Annotated in this window: 25 protein-coding genes; 13 read left to right on the top strand and 12 right to left on the bottom strand. The window is 61.1% G+C overall.

What is annotated here, in order from left to right; translation table 11 throughout:
- Positions 1–273: 273 nt before the first annotated feature.
- The gene (locus ACRTG1_RS07920) at positions 274–729 is read left to right on the top strand and encodes a BA14K family protein (RefSeq protein WP_206544013.1); all 456 of its coding nucleotides are present in this window, start codon (positions 274–276) and stop codon (positions 727–729) included.
- A 276-nt stretch (positions 730–1,005) separates the two neighbouring features.
- Here the strand turns inward: ACRTG1_RS07920 and ACRTG1_RS07925 are convergent, their stop codons facing one another.
- The gene (locus ACRTG1_RS07925) at positions 1,006–1,617 is read right to left on the bottom strand and encodes a TetR/AcrR family transcriptional regulator (protein ID WP_432516045.1); all 612 of its coding nucleotides are present in this window, start codon (positions 1,615–1,617) and stop codon (positions 1,006–1,008) included.
- 90 nt (positions 1,618–1,707) lie between these two features.
- Between ACRTG1_RS07925 and ACRTG1_RS07930 the strand changes: the two genes are divergently transcribed.
- Positions 1,708–2,211 carry a DUF1772 domain-containing protein gene (locus tag ACRTG1_RS07930; RefSeq protein ID WP_432516046.1) on the top strand — a complete coding sequence of 168 codons (504 nt, stop codon included), beginning with the start codon at positions 1,708–1,710 and terminating at the stop codon, positions 2,209–2,211.
- Between the two features lie 106 nt (positions 2,212–2,317).
- Here ACRTG1_RS07930 and ACRTG1_RS07935 read toward each other — a convergent pair whose 3' ends face one another.
- From ACRTG1_RS07935 to ACRTG1_RS07945, 3 genes are all read right to left on the bottom strand, one after another.
- The gene (locus ACRTG1_RS07935; RefSeq protein ID WP_432516047.1) at positions 2,318–2,959 is read right to left on the bottom strand and encodes an MBL fold metallo-hydrolase; all 642 of its coding nucleotides are present in this window, start codon (positions 2,957–2,959) and stop codon (positions 2,318–2,320) included.
- A gap of 88 nt (positions 2,960–3,047) precedes the next feature.
- Positions 3,048–3,323: a hypothetical protein gene (locus ACRTG1_RS07940; RefSeq protein WP_113155800.1), complete on the bottom strand. Its 276-nt coding sequence runs from the start codon at positions 3,321–3,323 to the stop codon at positions 3,048–3,050.
- Positions 3,324–3,443: 120 nt separating this feature from the next.
- Positions 3,444–4,337: a branched-chain amino acid aminotransferase gene (locus ACRTG1_RS07945; RefSeq protein ID WP_113155801.1), complete on the bottom strand. Its 894-nt coding sequence runs from the start codon at positions 4,335–4,337 to the stop codon at positions 3,444–3,446.
- 254 nt (positions 4,338–4,591) lie between these two features.
- Here ACRTG1_RS07945 and ACRTG1_RS07950 point away from each other — a divergent pair, with 254 nt between their 5' ends.
- Together ACRTG1_RS07950 and ACRTG1_RS07955 are read left to right on the top strand one after the other, a co-directional pair.
- Complete coding sequence (locus ACRTG1_RS07950; RefSeq protein ID WP_113155802.1) at positions 4,592–5,098, top strand: MarR family winged helix-turn-helix transcriptional regulator; 507 nt, start codon at positions 4,592–4,594, stop codon at positions 5,096–5,098.
- Positions 5,099–5,138: 40 nt separating this feature from the next.
- Complete coding sequence (locus ACRTG1_RS07955; protein ID WP_113155803.1) at positions 5,139–5,861, top strand: response regulator; 723 nt, start codon at positions 5,139–5,141, stop codon at positions 5,859–5,861.
- Positions 5,862–5,863: 2 nt separating this feature from the next.
- Here ACRTG1_RS07955 and ACRTG1_RS07960 read toward each other — a convergent pair whose 3' ends face one another.
- A complete protein-coding gene (locus ACRTG1_RS07960) occupies positions 5,864–6,208 on the bottom strand; it encodes an antibiotic biosynthesis monooxygenase family protein (RefSeq protein WP_283799518.1) in 345 nt (114 codons plus the stop codon).
- Between the two features lie 282 nt (positions 6,209–6,490).
- Here ACRTG1_RS07960 and ACRTG1_RS07965 point away from each other — a divergent pair, with 282 nt between their 5' ends.
- The gene (locus ACRTG1_RS07965) at positions 6,491–7,831 is read left to right on the top strand and encodes an ATP-binding protein (protein ID WP_113156386.1); all 1,341 of its coding nucleotides are present in this window, start codon (positions 6,491–6,493) and stop codon (positions 7,829–7,831) included.
- A gap of 30 nt (positions 7,832–7,861) precedes the next feature.
- Here the strand turns inward: ACRTG1_RS07965 and ACRTG1_RS07970 are convergent, their stop codons facing one another.
- Complete coding sequence (locus tag ACRTG1_RS07970; protein ID WP_432516048.1) at positions 7,862–8,104, bottom strand: hypothetical protein; 243 nt, start codon at positions 8,102–8,104, stop codon at positions 7,862–7,864.
- A 162-nt stretch (positions 8,105–8,266) separates the two neighbouring features.
- On the opposite strand from ACRTG1_RS07970, the gene ACRTG1_RS07975 reads away from it, so the two are divergent.
- The gene (locus ACRTG1_RS07975) at positions 8,267–8,761 is read left to right on the top strand and encodes a DUF2165 family protein (RefSeq protein ID WP_113155806.1); all 495 of its coding nucleotides are present in this window, start codon (positions 8,267–8,269) and stop codon (positions 8,759–8,761) included.
- A 271-nt stretch (positions 8,762–9,032) separates the two neighbouring features.
- Here ACRTG1_RS07975 and ACRTG1_RS07980 read toward each other — a convergent pair whose 3' ends face one another.
- The 5 genes from ACRTG1_RS07980 to ACRTG1_RS08000 all read right to left on the bottom strand — a co-directional run bounded on the left by ACRTG1_RS07980 (position 9,033) and on the right by ACRTG1_RS08000 (position 12,165).
- Positions 9,033–9,386, bottom strand: a complete 354-nt coding sequence (locus tag ACRTG1_RS07980; protein WP_113155807.1) for a tRNA-binding protein — start codon at positions 9,384–9,386, stop codon at positions 9,033–9,035.
- A gap of 22 nt (positions 9,387–9,408) precedes the next feature.
- Positions 9,409–9,909 carry a YbjN domain-containing protein gene (locus tag ACRTG1_RS07985; RefSeq protein WP_113155808.1) on the bottom strand — a complete coding sequence of 167 codons (501 nt, stop codon included), beginning with the start codon at positions 9,907–9,909 and terminating at the stop codon, positions 9,409–9,411.
- 336 nt (positions 9,910–10,245) lie between these two features.
- Entirely contained in the window at positions 10,246–10,560 is a 315-nt protein-coding gene (locus ACRTG1_RS07990; RefSeq protein ID WP_113155809.1) for an accessory factor UbiK family protein, read from the bottom strand.
- 91 nt (positions 10,561–10,651) lie between these two features.
- Positions 10,652–11,503 (bottom strand): DUF2182 domain-containing protein, encoded by an 852-nt coding sequence (locus ACRTG1_RS07995; protein WP_432516049.1) that lies wholly within the window; start codon positions 11,501–11,503, stop codon positions 10,652–10,654.
- Between the two features lie 26 nt (positions 11,504–11,529).
- Complete coding sequence (locus ACRTG1_RS08000; RefSeq protein WP_113156387.1) at positions 11,530–12,165, bottom strand: DUF1326 domain-containing protein; 636 nt, start codon at positions 12,163–12,165, stop codon at positions 11,530–11,532.
- Positions 12,166–12,399: 234 nt separating this feature from the next.
- On the opposite strand from ACRTG1_RS08000, the gene lgt reads away from it, so the two are divergent.
- From lgt to ACRTG1_RS08030, 6 genes are all read left to right on the top strand, one after another.
- Complete coding sequence (gene lgt, locus ACRTG1_RS08005; RefSeq protein WP_432516203.1) at positions 12,400–13,239, top strand: prolipoprotein diacylglyceryl transferase; 840 nt, start codon at positions 12,400–12,402, stop codon at positions 13,237–13,239.
- A complete protein-coding gene (locus tag ACRTG1_RS08010) occupies positions 13,236–14,324 on the top strand; it encodes a class I SAM-dependent methyltransferase (protein ID WP_206994080.1) in 1,089 nt (362 codons plus the stop codon). Before lgt ends, ACRTG1_RS08010 begins: the two co-directional genes overlap by 4 nt.
- Positions 14,325–14,382: 58 nt before the next feature.
- On the top strand, positions 14,383–15,177 hold the full coding sequence (gene pgeF / locus ACRTG1_RS08015; RefSeq protein ID WP_432516050.1) for a peptidoglycan editing factor PgeF: 795 nt from the start codon (positions 14,383–14,385) through the stop codon (positions 15,175–15,177).
- Entirely contained in the window at positions 15,177–16,328 is a 1,152-nt protein-coding gene (locus ACRTG1_RS08020) for a M24 family metallopeptidase (RefSeq protein WP_297564041.1), read from the top strand. Before pgeF ends, ACRTG1_RS08020 begins: the two co-directional genes overlap by 1 nt.
- A 7-nt stretch (positions 16,329–16,335) precedes the next feature.
- Complete coding sequence (locus ACRTG1_RS08025) at positions 16,336–16,974, top strand: hypothetical protein (protein ID WP_432516051.1); 639 nt, start codon at positions 16,336–16,338, stop codon at positions 16,972–16,974.
- Positions 16,975–17,192: 218 nt separating this feature from the next.
- The gene (locus ACRTG1_RS08030; RefSeq protein ID WP_206544024.1) at positions 17,193–18,125 is read left to right on the top strand and encodes a ribose-phosphate pyrophosphokinase; all 933 of its coding nucleotides are present in this window, start codon (positions 17,193–17,195) and stop codon (positions 18,123–18,125) included.
- Between the two features lie 70 nt (positions 18,126–18,195).
- On the opposite strand, the gene ACRTG1_RS08035 is transcribed toward ACRTG1_RS08030, so the two are convergent.
- Complete coding sequence (locus ACRTG1_RS08035; protein WP_206548246.1) at positions 18,196–18,756, bottom strand: NADPH-dependent FMN reductase; 561 nt, start codon at positions 18,754–18,756, stop codon at positions 18,196–18,198.
- A gap of 100 nt (positions 18,757–18,856) precedes the next feature.
- Between ACRTG1_RS08035 and ACRTG1_RS08040 the strand changes: the two genes are divergently transcribed.
- Entirely contained in the window at positions 18,857–19,279 is a 423-nt protein-coding gene (locus tag ACRTG1_RS08040) for a winged helix-turn-helix transcriptional regulator (RefSeq protein ID WP_283799509.1), read from the top strand.
- Positions 19,280–19,336: the final 57 nt, after the last annotated feature.

A 19,336-nucleotide genomic window follows, 5' to 3' on the forward strand; every position in this document is an offset into this window, starting at 1 on the left:
CTGTGCTTTCCCGATGGAGGGAGGAGGCGCGGGCCGCACCGGAATCGAATTCTAGCGCAGGCGCGACGACGCGGAAATGACAATCGCGATACCCGCACCGACCGCCCCCGTAAAGCCATCCTCGCGGCAACACGGAATATGTGGCCCCTTCATAACGGTTGAACACAAGGTGGCAGCCTTATTCAGGCAGCATTCAGGTGCCAGTGAATAAACCCTCTGTGACAGCTGCCCCCTCCCCCTGAACACGGCAGCGACACTTGAAGAGGTAAGGTCATGAAACGCATCCTGAAGACGGGCATTCTTTCGCTTGCCGTGGCTGCAACAACGCTTGGGGCGATCTCGACGGCCGACGCCGGCCACCGCAATCGCCACCGGCACAACAACAACAATGACGCCATCGCTGCTGGCGTGCTCGGCCTGGCTGCGGGCGCCATTGTCGGCGGTCTGCTCTCGGAATCGAGCCGCGGAAATGAGCGCGTCTATATCGATCCGCCGCGTCGTCCGCGCTACCCGGATTACCAGCCGGTCTACCGTGATTACTATCCGAGCGCACCCGCCTACCGCGAACGCCCGGCCTATCGTGAACGTCCCGTTCAGTATCGTGCGAGCATGGAACCTTGGTCGCGTGAATGGTTCCGCTATTGCTCAAACCGCTACCGCAGCTTCGATGGCCGGACCGGCACCTTCATGGGATATGATGGAAACCGGCATTTCTGCCAGCCGCGCTAGACACCCGGAGTTTCCCTGCTCCAGAAAAAGAGGCCGGGCTTTGCCCGGCCTTTCTTCATGAAAAAGCTGATCAGGGCGTCAAGACACAGCCCGGATAACACGCATGCGTAAAACGAGATCAGAACACGAGAGACTGACGCGGGACAGATTACGCGTCGCCACTCCGGAAATCGCCAACACGGACAAATGCGATTTTCGGGACAAATGCGACCCTCGGAACAAATTCTGCATTCTCAGGATGCAGAATTTACCTATAGATGATTCTTAATAAAAAATTCAACCCTGAGACGCATTGGCGCATAGCACCCTGAAAGCAGCCAAAGCGCCAGCCACCCTGTCCGCAACAAAGTCCGCACCGGGTTCTGGCAGCACCCCGATGACCCGCCTGATCTGCAGATCACCGATGAGAAGCCCGAGAAACCACTCGGCCGCCGTCGCAGCGGAAGGGGCCCGGATCGCACCGCTTTTCATAGATTGGCGAAGCAGCGCCTCGATCAGCTGCGCAACCGCATTGCGCCCTCCCTCTGCCAGCGCCGCTCCAAGCTCGCCGGTTTCATCGGCAGCGGCCGCGCGGTTGAGCAAAACCGCCTTCTCTCCAAGAAGCATGGTGAGGAGAACCGGCGCGACTTTCTCAAGACTGGCCAGAGGATCAGCCCCGCTGTCGATTGCATCGCGGAGCGCGGCCCGGATATCACGCGCATTGGTCTCGACCATCGATTTGAAGAGCCCGCGCTTGTCGCCATACCAGCGATAGAGCGTTTCATTCGAGGCCCGCGCCACTCTGGCGACACTGAGCATCGATGTTGCGCCATACCCCTTCTCGCCAAGCAGCGCGTAGGCAGCCTCTTCTATCTGGAGCTGTCTCTGCGCCCGCGTTTCGTCCCGCATCCGAATCTCCGGTCTCGTTGACTCAAATCGTACATCAATGTACGGAATTACAAAACCGTACATATGTGTACGAAAGCCGAGGAGATGATGATGCGCGCATTGACCACTGCCGTTTCAGTAACCGCGATCCTGTTTGCGGGGGCGATTTTCGGCTTCTTCTATGCCTGGGTCTGCTCGACCATGTGGGGGCTCGATCAGGCAGATCCCCGCGTGGCAATCCAGGCCATGCAGGCGATGAACGCCTCCGTGCGCAACACGGTTTTCTTCCCGGCATTCTTTCTGACGCCGGTGGTGATGGGGCTTGCCGCGTTCCTGATCCTGCGCAGCGGGCAGAAGACATCCGCAGCCTTTTTCGGCGTCGGAGCGCTTGTCTATCTCGCACTGGGGCTGCTTCTGACAGCGGCAATCAACGTGCCGATGAACGAAGCGCTGGCTCTTGTCGTCGTGCCCAAGGAGCTGGATGCGGCGCAGGAAATCTGGACCGACTATTCTTCGCGCTGGCAGTTCTGGAACCAGACGAGAACGATTGCATCAGGCATCGCCCTCGCCCTGGCGGGATATGGCCTCGCACGACTGAACCCGAACCGGGCCTGACGTACGAAGCAACCCGCAAGTCAGCCAGATAACCGGCCCTCGCGGGAATGCGCGAGCAGTAAGGAGAGATGGCGTAAGCAGCGTTTCCATGAAACGCTGCCTGGAACTAGACGAGGAAGGGATTGCTGCGGCGCTCGTCCCCAAACCGTCCGCCGGGACCATGCCCGCACAGAAAGCCGATATCATCGCCCAGCGGAAGGAGCTTGTCCTTGATCGACCGGATCAGAGCGTCGTGATCGCCGCCCGGAAGGTCGGTGCGGCCGATGGAGCCATTGAAGAGCACATCGCCGACATGGGCAAAACGCGCATCGCGATTGAAGAACACCACATGGCCCGGCGCATGCCCCGGGCAGTGAAACACTTCGAAGACATGATCGCCGAAGGAAACCGTCTCGCCTTCGTTCAGGTAGCGATCCGGCGTGACGTTGCGCACACTTTGATCCAGCCCGAACATGCGCGCCTGATTTTCCAGATTGGAGAGAAGGTCGCGGTCATCCTCATGCGGCCCGATCAGCGGCACGCCAAGCGCCTCTTTCAGGTCCATCGCGCCGCCCGCATGATCGATATGACCATGGGTAAGCCAGATGGCCTCGACGGCAATGCCGTTTTCCTCAATCGCGGCACGGATGCGATCCACCTCGCCGCCGGGATCGACAACGACACCAACCTTCGTCTCTTCATCGAAGAGGATCGTGCAGTTTTGCTGAAATGGCGTCACGGGAATGACACCGGCGCGAAGATTTCCCATGAAGCCCTCCAGGTTACAGATGCCGCAATGCGGCAAAAATGCAAAACGGGCAACCGCAAGGCTGCCCGCTTCGAGAATTCGACAGAACTCAGCTCTTGTTCATGGCGCCCATAACGACACCGACAAGGCCCGTCAACACACCGCCACCGACAGCGCCGCCAACGGCATCGCCGAGCAGACCGCTCAGCGCGCCGGCGTCACCGCCCATGCCCGACAGCAGAGCACCGCCGCCAACACCGCCAATGATGCCGCTCAAAATCTTGGCGCCATGGCCCATCGCGGCTTTCTTCACAACTGTTCCGATGGCTTCGCCACCGAGCACACCCGTTACCGCCTGAATGATAATCGGAAGTAGAGCTTCCATATTCGGTCCCTCATCTAGAGCCGACCGTTCGTGGCCGGCGCGCCCATGAAAACGCGAATCCGGCCCATGTCAAATAAAGGGTGTATAGAATCAGAGGATAAACCTCTGATTGCATCCCTTTTACTCCGCAGCGACGCGCAGGCTCGGACGAACCTCGCTGGCGTAGTCGTTCATCAGAAGACGCGTGATTTCACCGACTTCGAAACGGTACGGCCCGATCTCTGCAACCGGCGTAACTTCGGCGGCCGTGCCACATAAGAAGCACTGCTCGAAGCCTTCCAGCTCTTCAGGCATGATCGCACGCTCGACAACCTCGATGCCGCGACGGCGCGCGAGCTCGATCACCGTGCGCCGGGTGATGCCATCCAGGAAACAGTCCGGGGTCGGCGTGTGGAGAACGCCGTCCTTGACGAAGAAGATGTTCGCACCGGTCGCCTCGGCAACCTGACCGCGCCAGTCAAGCATCATCGCGTCGGCATAACCCTTGGCCTCTGCGGCGTGCTTGGACAGGGTGCAGATCATGTAGAGACCGGCAGCCTTGGACCGGGACGGCGCAGTGCGCGGGTCCGGACGGCAATATTCTGCGATATCGAGACGGATGCCCTTCAGGCGCTGCTCCGGATCGAAATAGCTCGGCCACTGCCAGATGGCGATGGCGAGGTTGATGCGGTTCTGCTGGGCCGAAACGCCCATCAGCTCACTGCCGCGCCAGGCAATCGGGCGCACATAGGCATCGGAGAAGCCCTGACGCGCCAGAAGCTCGCGGCACGCATCGTCGATTTCTTCCACCGACCAGGGAATGGTGAAGCCGAGAATCCGCGCCGATTCATGCAGACGCTCTGTGTGCTCGGTGAGCTTGAAGATCTCGCCATCATAGGCGCGCTCGCCCTCGAACACCGCGCTTGCATAATGCAAGCCATGGGTCAGTACGTGAATCTTGGCGTCTGCCCATTTGACGAATTCACCATTGAGCCAGATAAAGCCCTCGAGCTGATCAAAAGGAACCGCTGCCATGTAACCTCTCCTGCCGGTCCGTATTCCAACGACCGGACAAACCGAAATGCCGCCCCTCGGGCGGCGCCTTCAATCGTCTTAGCCTACCTGTGGCGGACAGGAATTTGAAGGAAGTTCCGTAAAAGCTTCTTCCAGATACCAATTTGTGCGCTACAGGCCTAAAACGTTGTCAAAAATTATCAACGCGCCGAAATTATGTCAATAAGGCTGACATAATTTCTTCGCCAACAAATGAAATCGACTGCAAGCAGCCCATGAGCACAATCGACGATGAGCCGATCAAAACCCCGCTGACGCTGGACGATGGCGTGGATTTTGCCGTTATCGAGCATCTCTTCTTCGCCTATCGCGACTTCACCGCCGATCCGGACGCCATCCTTGCCGAGTATGGTTTCGGGCGGGCGCACCACCGGGTGCTGCACTTTGTGAACCGGTTGCCCGGCCTGACCGTGGCCGAATTGCTGGATGTTCTGAGGATCACCAAGCAGAGCCTGGCGCGCGTTCTGAAACAGCTGATCGATGATGGCTACATCGTGCAGGTTCCCGGCCCGCGCGACCGCCGCCAGCGCGAGCTCTATCCCACGCAGAAGGGGCGTGACCTGGCGATGGAACTCGCCCTGCCACAGTCCCGCCGCATCCGTGCGGCACTTGAAGAGGCGGAGCCGGGCGACGTCGCCGCAGTGGAGCGCTTCCTGCGCGCCATGGTGAACCCGGAACTGCGCCCCCAGATGGACAAACTGCCAAACGGGCGTTCTAAGTAAGGCACCGATTCAGGCGCCACAAGTTCAGGAGGTCATCACGATGAGCGAAACCGGCAATCTCGAAAAGGACAAGACGGTCCTGAGCGATGATGCGCCGCATTTGCTGGTCGTGGACGATGACACACGCATTCGCAGCCTTCTCAACCGCTTCCTGCGCGAAAACGGTTTCCGCGTCACCATCGCCAGCAATGCCGCCGAAGCGCGACGCAAGCTCGTCGGGCTCGACTTCGATCTGGTAGTTCTCGATGTGATGATGCCGGGCGAAGACGGCGTCTCGCTGACCAAATCTCTCCGCGAGGAAAAGGAAACCCCCATCCTGATGCTGACGGCGCTCTCGGAGACCGACAGCCGCGTATCGGGGCTGGAAGCCGGCGCGGACGACTATCTGCCAAAGCCTTTCGACCCGCGCGAACTGGTTCTGCGCATCAACAACATCCTGCGCCGCAGCAGCCCGCAAACCACGCCAAAGGTGGAACAGGTCGTTTTCGGCCCCTACTCGTTCCAGATTGCCAAGCGCGAACTGAAGCACACGGGCAAGCTCGTGAAGCTGACAGATCGCGAACGCGACATCATGGTCATTTTTGCCGAACGCGCCGGGGAGACCGTGCCCCGGCACGAGCTTGTGGGCGAGGATTCGGAAGTGGGCGAGCGCACCATCGACGTGCAGATCAATCGCCTGCGCCGCAAGATCGAGCGCGACCCGTCCAACCCCGTCTATCTCCAGACCGTGCGCGGCATCGGCTACCGGCTGAGCGTGGAATAGTCTTAGACCGGCAACGCCCGATAATTGGCGATGTCCGCCCGGATACCCAGACGCTCCATCATTTCATGACGGTCGAACCCGGTTTCCCGGTGCATGCTGGCGACAGCCTGTGAGGCTCCGGCAAAGGCTGCTTCATCGCGCCATTCCACCAGCGTGACAAAATTGAAGTCGCCCGGCCCCGAGGCCTGCTCCAGCACGACATCGCGCACAAAACCATCCTGCCTGCGCAGGGCATCGTGGGTCGCTGATACGCGCTCCAGAAATTCCTGACGTCCGGCCGCCGGCACGGCGAACTTGTCGACCCGGTAGACCGGTGCGAACGCGGCATCTGTCGAAATCGTCGACATGCATCTTTCCTTCTGAAATGCCGGCGGCCCATCCACCGACAGGCAGAGTGTCGAAGTTCAAGTCGACTTGAAGTCAAGCGCAGAAATTACCCTCTGCCAGAGAGACAGTGTTTCGGGTACCTGATGTGGCAAGACCGGATTCCACTTTTCGGCCTGATGCTCTACGATCAAACCGAAATCGCATCTCGGGAATGGGCGCCCACAGGGCGGAAGGCGAACTTGCAGGTTAACTCGAACGAAAAGATCACGCCGCTGGCGCGCCTGAAGCAGGCACTGGGGGCGATGCGCAGACCATGGCGGCGCTTCTGGCGCGTCATCTCGCGCTATATGCCAAAACAGCTTTATGCGCGCTCGCTGATCATCGTGATTGCGCCGATGCTGCTTTTGCAGTCGGTCATCGCCTTCGTGTTCATGGAACGTCATTGGCAGACCGTCACGCAGCGCCTCAGCCAGGCGGTGACACGCGACATCTCCGCGATCATCGACATGATCGAGACCTATCCCGACGACGACGGCTACGCCCAGGTGATCCGCATTGCGCAGGAGCGGCTGGCGCTGAAGATCGACCTCCTGCCGCCCGACCCCCTGCCCGCCCCCGGGCCCAAGCCCTTTTTCTCCATCCTGGATCAGACGCTGGGCGAAGAGATCACACGGCAGATCAACCGCCCCTTCTGGCTGGACACGGTGGGCAATTCCAACATTGTCGAGATCCGCATCCAGCTCGACAACAGGGTTCTGCGCGTCTTTGCGCGGCGCAGCCAGGCCTATGCCTCAAACACGCACATCTTCCTGTTGTGGATGGTGGGCACATCGCTTGTCCTGATCGCCATCGCCGTCGCCTTCCTGCGCAACCAGATCCGTCCGATCCTGCAACTGGCGGAGGCTGCCGACAGTTTCGGCAAGGGACGGCCGACGCCAAGCGGCTTCCACCCGCGCGGGGCGGAGGAAGTGCGCCGCGCCGGCAGCGCCTTCCTGCTGATGCGCGAACGTATCGAAAGACAGATCGAACAGCGCACGGCCATGCTGACCGGCGTGAGCCACGACCTGCGCACCATCCTGACCCGCTTCAAGCTGCAACTGGCCGTGGCCAGCAGCAAGGAAGACATTGAGGCGATGAATCAGGACATCGAGGACATGCGCTCGATGCTGGAGGGCTATCTTGCCTTCGCCCGTGGCGAGGCTGCGGAAGATCCGGGCGAATTCAATCTCGCCGCCTTCTTCGAGCGCGCGCAGGAAGAAGCGGGCCTGCGCGACTGCGAGCTGAAGATCGTGACAACGGGCGACACGCTTTTGCATGTGCGGCCCAATGCCTTCAGCCGCCTGCTCAACAATGTCATCGGCAATGCGTTCCGCTATGCCGACAAGGTGGAGATCACGGCGCGCAATGCAAACGGCATTCTGACCATCACCGTGGACGATGACGGGCCGGGCATTCCGCAGGACATGCGTGAAAGCGTGTTCAAGCCGTTCGTGCGGCTGGACGAGGCGCGCAATCAGGATGAGAGCGGCACCGGGCTCGGCCTGTCCATCGCGCGCGACATTGCGCGCAGCCATGGCGGCGACGTGTCGCTGGATGACAGTCCGCTTGGCGGTCTGCGGGCGGTGATCCGGGTTCCGGCCTGAGGCCGGGCCGCAGAACCCGCTCCGTCCGGTTCAGCGCGTGACCGGTCGCGCCGGATGATCCAGTTTGAAGACAAGCGTCTGACGGCCATCAGCCTCAATGCGGATGCGGCGCGCGTGGATGATGAAGACCAGAACCCCGCCATCGCCTGCGAGTTCCACGAAGTCTCCCGTCTGCGCCCATTCGCCAAGCACCAGCCGGGCGACACGGTCACCGAGGCCTTCAGCGTCCACCTTCCGGAGCGCGGTTTGGGTCAGTTCAATAGCCGTTTTCAAGAATTCCGCTCCAGACTGTCGAAACTTTTGTCGAAAAATACGCGCGCGCTTGACGTTTTGCTTACAAAAGATTGCACCTACGCCTTTCGTCTAACACACTGAGTCGCGCCCGGGCCACAGACGAATGGTTTTGCCCGGTCGCTTATCGGAGGGAAGGGGCAAATGACCTCACGTTACGCAAAAATCGCCATGACGCTGGCCCTCGCGGCTTTCGCGTTCATGGTTACGTTCAACAACATCACCGACTACGGCTCGAACTTCGCGTTCGTGCAGCACGTGTTCAGCATGGACACGACGTTCGAAGGCAACTCGGCCATGTACCGCGCGATCACGACGCCCGCGTTCTGGCATGCCGGCTACTGGCTCATCATCGCAGGTGAAGGCCTGACCTTCGTCCTGTTCCTGCTCGGCGGCCTGAAGATGCTCGGCGCCCGCAACGGCTCGGCCGCAGAATTCAACGCTTCGAAGAAGCTGATGATCGCGGGTGCAACCATCGGCTTCCTCGTATGGTTCTTCGGCTTCATGGTCGTTGGCGGCGAGTGGTTCCTGATGTGGCAGTCCAAGATCTGGAACGGCCAGGACGCTGCCTTCAAGTTCTACGTCGCGATCCTCGGCGTTCTGATTTTCGTCAACCAGCGCGACGAAGAACTCGCCTGACGCAAATCACTGCATTCGGCCCATAAGGTCGTCTGGGGCCGTGCGGAATGGGACCTCCGCACGGCCTTTTTCATGCGCGAAGAACGGTCGGTTCAGCAAGGAGTTGGCGGATCAGAAAACCGGCTTCGCCAGCATCAGCAAGAGACCGGTGATCGGCTGAGCGCTCAGGGCGCCGCAATGAAGAGAAAATCGGCGACTGCGACCGTTGACGCCAGATGCGCGGGCAGAAGTCTGGATCGTCCTTCATGCGCCCGGATGAACGCATGGCGATCTAGTGCAGGCGGCTGCCGTTCGGCACCTTCTTGTCGGAACCGGCCAGAACAATCGCGCCGTCTTCATCCGAAAAACCCATCACGAGGATTTCGGACATGAACTTGCCGATCTGGCGCGGAGGGAAGTTGACCACCGCCACGACCTGGCGACCGACGAGCGCCTCCGGCGTGTAGTGAGCAGTGATCTGCGCCGACGATTTCTTGATGCCGATCTCGGGACCGAAATCGACCTTCAGCTTGATCGCCGGCTTGCGGGCTTCGGGATAGGGCTCTGCCTCGACGACCGTGCCGATGCGAATATCGACCTTCAGGAAATCGTCAAAGGTGATTTCCGGTGTCTTGTCGGAGGACATGCCCGCTCCCCTGCCCTGCAGCTTATGCGTTGCCGTGCGTTTCGAACAGGACGCTGTTGAGCGCTTCCTGTGCGGTGCTGCCGGACCAGATGACATACTGGAATGCCTGATAATAGCACTCGCATGCCTCAAGGGCGCTGTTCAGCATGGTCTCCACCTGCTGGCCCGTGGGCTCGACGCCACCGGACAGAACGAGCGCCTGGCGGAACATGACGACGTTCTCGCGCTCCCAGAGATCGAAATGACCGAACAGCATCTGTTCGTTGATGAGCGAAAGGAGCCGCATGACCTCGAGCGTGCGCTTCGCGGGCACCTTCAGATCGAATGCGCATGCCACATGCAGCGCCTCGAACTCCTCCATCCAGGAGAAGGACACGTTGTAGTCGGTCCAGGTGCCGGCCACGGCGATGGCGATCTCGTCGTCGCCATTGCGCTCGAAGCTCCAGTCATTGGTGTTCGCGACATGTTCGATGACATCCACGGGATGCGCATCACGGGTCATGTCGAGTTCAAGAAGGCTCATTAATCTGCTTTCCCGTATCTGGAGGCACCGAAGCACCCCGCAAGAATCCACGGCGGGAGGGTTCCCCCGCAAGACGTTTCAAACCTGAAACACATTGTGGAGCGACAACGACAACGCATGGAACTACTACGGGCCCGCCCCTGCCCAACTGCATGACCAGTTACGAATCACGCTGTAAATTCAGTCTATTGATGCAGAGTCGCGTGACCAGACCTTTTTTGCCGAAAGGACCGGGGGCGTGTGGATAGAAACGCCGCGCTGCCAAGGGCAACGCGGCGTAAGCGACTCTCGAACAAGGATTTTTCGACGCCATACACAGGCGACGGTAATAAAAAATTATTTTTTCGTCCGGGTGGATGACGCCGGCTTAGAATCAGTTTTCGCAGCCTTGGACGCTCCGGCGTCAGCAAGCTGAGCCTCAAGTGCTTCGATACGCGCTGTCAGGGCAGCGTTTTCTTCGCGCGCCTTGAGCGCCATTTCGCGCACCATCTCGAATTCTTCACGCTGGACGACGTCCATCGCGTTCAGGGCCCGCTCGGCCTGCGCCTGAAATGCGGTCTCCACCTCGCGGCGCACGCCCTGGGCCGCGCCTGCGGCATCGGTCATCAGCTTGGCGAATTCGTCGAGGATCCGGTTGCTTCCGTTGGTCATGGCGCGCCTTTCAGGTTGATCCATTTGAGGTAGTGGCCCAGCGCGCCGAATGCAAGGTCATTTGCTGTCGCAGCGGCATCAAGAACGCAGCCTAAAGCGTGCCGCCGGCAAGCACCCAGATGCCGAGCGCAATCAGAACGCCACCGGCCACGCGCGACACCGGCCAGCGCGGCGGCAACAGCTTTTCGGCAAGCACGAAGATCGCAATGGCGGCAATCCAGAGAACGTTCATCACGCCGCCGACAAACAGAAGCGCCATCAGCGCCCAGCAACAGCCGATGCAGTAAAGCCCGTGATGGAAGCCAAGCGCCAGCGCACCCAGAGGCTCGCGCCGGAAGCCGCCATGGGCATGAACAAAGGCAAGCGGCGCCTGACAATGGCTCAGACAGGCATCCTTCTGCGGGGTCCACTGGAACAGACCGGCGGCAATGAGCACAAGTCCACTGAAGAGCGCGCTCGCGCTTGCCATCATGGGTGTCAAAAGAAGCGCCTGCTCCAGCGCCCATTGGCCGAGGGTCGCGATAAGGGAGAATGCGGTCCAGGCAAGAAGATAGCCGCCGGCAAAGAAACCGGTCGCCGCAAGCGGCCTGCCCTTTTCTTCAGCGGCGCGACCGACGCGGGCATAGATGAGGATCATGGGCGCGGCGGATGGCGTCATCATCCCGACCATCATCACCGCCCACATGACGAACATGAAGACGAAATAGGTGAAGCTCCACGGATGCAGGCCCGCCATCACCGTCTCGCCCATCGCCATGTCGCTCATCGGCGCAGCGTCCTGCATGGACGAGGTCATGTCGCCTGCAGGCATGGTCATGCCCATATCCATGCTCTCAACCAGCCACAGTATGTAGAGCCAGGAAACGACCGTCAGCGCGGCAAGGGCCGCGCCAACAATCAGGCGATCACGCCGCAGAGTGATTTCCAGTGCGGTGGAAGCCATGCCTTTGTCCTCCTCGAAGGATCAGGTCAGTGAACAACGCCCTCGCCGGTCATGTGGACCCTGGAAAAGTGGGCGTGCGAGTCGGGTATCGACATTGCAATCGGCCCCTGCGTGTCCGCCCAGCCGCGTCCGACCTCGCAGACATCATATTCAAAGCCGTTCGGCAGGTTGATGCGTGCGTTGTGTGGCTGGCCGCTAACCGGATTGATGATCGGCTCACCGCGCGCCTCGATCAAGCCGGGCACGTTCAACGTCGCCGAGCGGCCAGTGACGTCCACATCGGAATCGATCTTTGCGAAAACAGGATCATGCACTTTCTCATAGGTGGTTGAGAAAACCTGGAAGAAGGTTGCGCCGGGCTCCGTATCCTCACCGCTCATGATCCGCAGCATTGCCTCGCGCTGCTTTTCATCGGCGCGCTCATCTATGATGGGCACGACACTCCCATGGCCTTCGTGAATGGCGCCAGGCCATGACACGATCATGGCCATGCTCAGACCGTCGAGTTTGACGTCGCCATGCCGGCCTTCATCGATATGCACCACCCCGACAGCGTGACAGCCTCCATGTGTGGGCCGGGCATTGAACTGGCATGGACATCCATAAGCGCAGTTGCAGTGAATAAATTCACGTCCCCTGATCATCCACTTGGTATCGGTCATCATTACCTCCCGGGGTTGATACTGCTCCTTATCGAGAAATCTGTTGCCGAGACTGAGGAGCCGGAATTCTACGCCTCGGGACTTGAGGTAGCGACTAGGCTGAAAGCCTTAGCGCCTTCTCCAGATTGAAGATGGGAAGCCGCGGCACTGCGCGCCTTGACCTCGCCCCGATGCTCCGCAATACCTGCCGCGTCTGAATTCACGCGCCGGGAGGCCCGATTGACCGACTATCTGATGACGCCGCTGGCCGCCCTGCCCTTTCCCAACATAGACCCGGTGGCGCTGCAGGTGGGACCGCTTGCCATTCACTGGTACGGGCTTGGCTATGTGGTCGGCATTTTGCTCGGCTGGTGGTATGCGCGACGGCTGGTTTCGAACGAACGTCTTTGGGCCGGCGGCAAGCCGGCAATGACGGTCACGGATCTCGACGATTTCGTTCTGTGGGCCGCCATCGGCATCGTGGCCGGCGGACGCATTGGCTACATTCTCTTCTACGATCTCCCCCGCTACATCGCGAACCCGCTCGACATTCTCGCCGTGTGGGAAGGCGGCATGTCGTTTCACGGCGGGCTGCTCGGCGTCACGCTCGCCATGCTTCTCTTTGCGAAAAAGCGCGGCATCAATGCATGGAGCCTGTTCGACACGATTTCCGCCGTTGTGCCCATCGGGCTCGGCCTCGTGCGGGTTGCCAACTTCATCAATTCGGAACTGTGGGGCCGGGTGACGGACGCGCCCTGGGCCTTCGTCTTCCCCAATGGCGGGCCGGAGCCGCGCCACCCGAGCCAGCTTTACGAGGCCGCACTCGAAGGGCTGGTGCTGTTCGTGGTTCTGCGCCTTCTCACCCATAAGGGGCTGAAGCTTAAGATGCCCGGCTTCGTCGCCGGCGCGTTTGTGTGCGGCTACGGCCTGTCGCGCATCATCGTCGAATTCTTCCGCGAGCCGGACGCGCATATCGGTTATCTGGCGGGCGACTGGCTCACCATGGGCATGGTGCTCTCGACGCCGATGGTGCTGGTGGGCGTCTGGGCAATGCTGCGGGCGCGGGCCAAGGCCGCTCCGGCGACAGCCCCATGAAAACACTGGAGGAGCGCATCAGGGCGCAGATCGCGACGACGGGACCGATGAGCGTCGCGGATTACATGGCGCTTTGCCTGTTCGACCCCGAACAGGGCTACTACACGACGCGCGAGCCTTTTGGCGCGGCAGGCGACTTCACCACCGCGCCCGAGATCAGCCAGATGTTCGGCGAACTGTGCGCCGTCTGGCTCTACACCGCGTGGAAGGCCAGCGGTGCGCCGGGCAATCCCATTCTTGCGGAGATCGGTCCCGGCCGGGGCACGCTCATGAAGGACATGCTGCGAACCTGGGCAAAGATCGACCCGGCGTTCAGCCGGCAGATGCGCCTCTACATGATCGAAGCGAGCCCAAGGCTGAGCGAGGTGCAGCGCAAGACGCTCGCGGCATCCGGCGCGTCTCCCCGGTGGATCACCGATATCGACGCGCTGTCGGACGGCCCGCTCTTCATCATCGGCAATGAGCTTTTCGACGCCATTCCGGTGCGCCAATACGTAAAGACCGATTCGGGCTGGCGCGAACGCACGGTCGGCCTCGACGCCAATGACCGGCTTTCATTCATGGCCGGCGCAGGCGCAGCCGATGAGACGCTTCTGCCGCCCGGTGCAAAAGAAGCGCCCCCTGGAGCCATTGTCGAGCTCGCACCGGCACGCAACGCGCTGATGACACGCATGGCGGAACGCATTCGCACTGAGGGCGGCGCGGCCCTCTTCATCGATTACGGCTATGCCAAACCCGCACCGGGCGACACGCTTCAGGCCATGCGCAGCCATGCCTACACGAATATCCTGAAGGACCAGGGCAAGGCTGACCTGACCGCGCATGTGGATTTTTCCGCCCTTGCACGCGCTGCACGGGACGAAGGGCTTGCCGCAGCGCTGATGGATCAGGGCGACTTCCTCATCGGGCTTGGCATTCTGGAGCGCGCCGGGCGACTGGGCGCCGACAAGAACGGCACGGAACAGCAGGCAATCCGCAACGCCGTGGAGCGACTGGCCGGGCCTGAGCAAATGGGCACGCTGTTCAAGGTTCTGGCCGTAACGTCATCCACAGTGACGGTTCCACCATTCGTTTCGCCGCATTGACTTGGTTTCGCCCCTGCCTCACGATCCGCCCGCTTGAGACTATCTGAGAAGGCGGCGCATGCACGAGAATACGAGACCGGAGCCCCTGCGGTCGCCGCTTTTGGACCGCGCCGGGAAAAATGGCGTGGCGCACGGGTTCTTCACCCGTGCAGGCGGCGTCTCGACCGGACTTTATGACGGGCTGAATGTCGGCTACGGGTCCAGCGACGAGCGCGAAACGGTGACGGAAAACCGCCGCCGCGTGGCCGAATGGCTGGGCGTTGCGCCCGACAATCTCCTGACAGTCCATCAGGTTCACTCGCCGCATGCGATCATCGTCGACGGGGCATTCGGTTCCGAACGCCCGCAGGCCGATGCGCTGGTGACAAACCGGCCGGGCCTTGCGCTTGGCGCGCTGGCCGCCGATTGCGGGCCGATCCTGTTTGCCGACGACACGGCGCGGGTCATCGCCGCCGCCCATGCCGGCTGGAAAGGCGCGCTGACCGGCATTCTGGAAAACACGATTGCGGCGATGGAGCTGCTTGGCGCGGAGCGGGAGAACATCACCGCCGTGCTCGGCCCCTCCATCAGTCAGGCAAATTATGAAGTGGGGCCGGAGTTCGTCGAGCGGTTCGTGAACCACAATCCGGCCAATCAGATCTGGTTTCGCGCGTCGGACAAGCCGGGCCACGCGCTGTTCGACCTCAACGGCTACACGGTGGCGCGGCTGACGGCGGCGGGCGTGAACGCCGCACAGCTTGGCCGCTGCACCTATGAAGAAGAAGAGCATTTCTATTCCTATCGCCGCGCCACGCATCGCGGTGAAGTCGATTACGGACGCCAGATTTCAGCGATCGTCTTGGAGGACATTTGATGGCGCTTCATTTTGAACAGGCAGAATTCGATTCCCGACGCGATCGCCTCGTCATCGAAATGGCCGAGCGCAAGCTCGATGCGATGCTGCTTTTCGCTCAGGAGAGCATGTACTGGCTGACCGGATACGACACGTTCGGCTTCTGCTTCTTCCAGTGCCTTGTGGTGAAGGCCGATGGCTCGATGGTGCTTCTTACGCGTTCGGCCGATCTGCGGCAGGCGCGGCACACCTCCACCATCGAGAACATCGTTCTGTGGACCGACCGGCACGACGCCAACCCGGCCGCCGACCTGCGCAATCTCCTCAATGATCTCGATCTTCTGGGCGCGCGCATCGGCGTGGAGTATGACACACATGGCCTGACCGGTCGCAACACGCGCCTGCTGGACGAGCAGCTCCAGACCTTCGGCAAGATCGAAGACGCTTCCGACCTCGTGAGCCGCCTCAGGCTCTTCAAGAGCGAGGCCGAGATCAAAAAGGTGAAGCGGGCCGCCAAACTCGGTGACGAGGCGCTGGACGCCGCCCTCCCCCTGATCAAGCAGGGAGGCGACGAGGCCGCCATTCTCGCCGCCATGCAGGGCGCGGTTCTGGCCGGTGGCGGCGACTACCCGGCCAATGAGTTCATCATCGGTTCGGGCGAAGATGCGCTTCTGTGCCGCTACAAGGCTGGCCGCCGCAAGCTCAACAAGAACGACCAGCTCACACTCGAATGGGCCGGCGTCTATCACCATTACCACGCGGCGATGATGCAGACCGTGCTGACCGGCAAGGTCTCCAAGCGCCATCAGGAACTGTTCGACGCCGCGCGCGATGCGCTGACCGCCGTGCAGAAGGCGATGATGCCGGGCAACACATTCGGTGACGTGTTTGACGCGCACGCCCGCGTGATGGAGGCCCATGGCCTGACCAAGCATAGGCTGAATGCCTGCGGCTATTCCCTTGGTGCCCGCTTTGCGCCTTCCTGGATGGATCCGCAGATGTTCTATGCCGGCAACAGCGAACCCATCGCGCCCGGCATGACGCTGTTCGCGCACATGATCATCATGGATTCGGAATCCGGCAACGCCATGTGCCTTGGCCGCACCTACCTGACAACGGATGAAGCCCCCGAGCCGCTTTCGCGCTACGGGCTGGACCTGATCACCCGGTAGAGGCAATATGACGATGCACAACCAAGAGTATCCGGGGGACCGTCGCATTCACGCAAAGCGCATCATAACGGGTCTTGCCCTTTTGGGTGCTGCAAGCCTTACCGGCTGCAACACGGGCTCCGTGCTCGACATGAATTCGGGGCCGACGCCGGACGCATCCGTTCCCGGCGCGGCTACGCAGCAGGCGGCGACACCACAGGAAGCGCCTTTGGCGACTGCGCTCGCAGCCACGTCCGAGCCCGCCACACAGGCTGCCGCAGCACCCATTCAGGCCGTCACGGGCAACCAGCGGATCCAGTTCGCCCCGGTTGTCGGCGCGACCGCGCAGGCCGTACCGGCGCTCTCACGCCGTCTGGAAGCGCGGGCCCGCCAGAGCGGCATAGCAATCGTGCCGCAGGGCACCAGCGCACCGATGGTGATGAAAGGCTATTTCTCGGCGATCGCCGATGGCGGCAAGACCACGGTGATCTATGTCTGGGATGTGCTCGATCCGTCCGGCAACCGGCTCCACCGCATTCAGGGCCAGCAGGCAGCTCCCGGCGGCAGCGGCGATGGCTGGTCTTCCGTTACCAGCACGACGATGGAAGCTGTGGCAGACTCCACGATGAGCCAGCTCACCGCCTGGCTTGCGCAGCGGCAGGGCTAGCCGCAGGCCCCCGAGGGGCCTAAACTGCCTTTGCAACTCGATAGCCGACAAAAACTGGTTCGGGAAGAAAACCGGATAACAGACGCGAAGAACAGCAGGTGGGACATTTCCACACAGTTCTGCCTTAAAATGCGTTTTTTTCCGTCATTCCCTTTGCAATGCAGTCTCACCCCGTTAAAAGCGCGGGCAAGCGTCAAGGCGTTCTCCGAGGACATTCCATGAAGCTCTTTGCGGGCAATTCCAACCGGGTTTTGGCAGAGGCCGTCTCCCGCTATCTCAACATTTCTCTTGGCAAAGCGACGGTCAAACGTTTCGCGGACCAGGAAATTTTCGTCGAAATCCAGGAAAATGTGCGCGGCGAGGACGTCTTCGTCCTGCAGTCGACCGCATATCCGGCCAACGATCACCTGATGGAACTTCTCATCATGATCGATGCCTTCCGCCGTTCTTCGGCCCGCCGCATCACTGCGGTGCTGCCCTATTTCGGCTATGCAAGGCAGGACCGGCGCACATCGGGCCGTACGCCGATCTCGGCAAAGCTGGTCTCGAACCTGATCACCCAGGCAGGCGCTGACCGCGTTCTGACGCTGGACCTGCATGCAGGCCAGATCCAGGGCTTCTTCGACATCCCCACCGACAACCTTTTCGCCGTGCCCGTGATGGCGCGCGACGTGAAGGCCAACTACACGCTCTCCAACGTCATGGTGGTTTCGCCGGACGTGGGCGGCGTGGTGCGGGCGCGCTCGCTGGCAAAGCGCATCGATGCGCCGCTTGCCATTGTGGACAAGCGCCGCGACCGGCCGGGTGAGTCTGAAGTCATGAACGTGATCGGCGATGTGAGCGGCAAGGACTGCCTGCTGATCGACGATATCGTCGACTCGGGCGGCACGCTGTGCAACGCGGCCGACGCACTGCTCAACAATGGCGCAACCAGCGTCACCGCCTACATCACCCATGGTGTGCTTTCGGGCGGCGCAGCAGCGCGCATCAGCGGGTCGCGGCTCAAGGAGCTGGTCATCACCGACTCCATTCAGCCGAGCTCTGCGGTGGAAGCAGCACCAAACATTCGCACGATCACCATTGCCGACCTGATCGGCGAGGCGATCTCGCGCACGGCATCGGAAGAATCGGTTTCGAGCCTGTTCGACTGAACCAATGCTATCGACACAAAAAAAGCCGGCCCCTGTGGCCGGCTTTTTTTATGCCTCTTGCCTGATGAAGTCAGGCGGCGGCGCGCTCCGCATCAGCGCCGACCCACGCAGAGAACCTGTCGACAAACCCGGCCAGGAAGGCCCTGGTGTCCTCATTGGTGATGTCGTTGTTCCCGTCGATGAGGTCGGGCTTCATCTGCAGATAGACCTCGGGGCTGGTCATCAGCGTTGCGCCAAGGCTTACCAGAATGGAGCGCAGGTGGATCTGCGCGGCGATGGCGCCCATTGCGCCCGGGCTGGCGCCCACAACGGCGGTCGGCCGACCGGTCCAGCTGTTCATGCCCCAGGGACGCGAACCCCAGTCGATGGCATTCTTCAGAATGGCGGGAATGGAACGGTTGTGCTCCGGCGTGACGATCAGAAGACCATCATTTGCGCCGATTCGATCCTTGAGGTGCTGAGCAGCCGCAGGATAATCCGCAGCGTCGTCATCATTGTACATCGGCAGCGTGGACAGGTCGAAATACTCGAATTCGAGCCGACCCTCCGCAAGCTTCTCAAGCGCCTGCGCGAATTTGAGATTGATCGACTCCCTGCGATTGGAGCCGACGAGAACCAAAACTTTCTTCATTTTCATTCCTCTGTCCGGCCGGGGTCAAAATCCCGGTGGTATCCTTTGGTAACCAGGCCTATATCTGACAGCAGGAAACCCGTTGCAAGAAGGCACCTTTATGAAACCGCGTCATGGGCACATATCCGAGAGCTGCCGCCCGATCAGCGAAATCCTGTCCCTCATCGGCGACAAGTGGACATCGCTCATCATCGGACGCCTGCGCGGGGAACCGCTACGCTTCAACGAGCTGAAACGGCGCGTGGACGGCATCTCCCAGAAGGTGCTGACCGCATCGCTGCGCGCGCTGGTGCGTGACGGTTTCGTGGAGCGCATCGAATATCCGACGGTGCCGCCCAGCGTGGAATACCGACTCACCCCGTTCGGTCACGAACTCGCCGAACCGCTTTCCGTGCTGCAACAGTTCGCACTCGACAATGCGGGCCGGATGGAGGCCGCACGCGCTGCGTATGATGCGCGTACGGGCGGTGAGAAGCCGGGTCGGCAGGAAACACAGCCGATACAGCCCGCCGCCGTGCCGTAAAAGGCGTTGCGCCCTTGCGCACGCCCCCTCCATCGGCTATAGACCCGCCGTCCGCGT

Origin of the sequence: Nitratireductor sp. PBL-C9, from assembly GCF_050877045.1 — a bacterium.
GTDB lineage: Bacteria > Pseudomonadota > Alphaproteobacteria > Rhizobiales > Rhizobiaceae > Nitratireductor > Nitratireductor aquimarinus.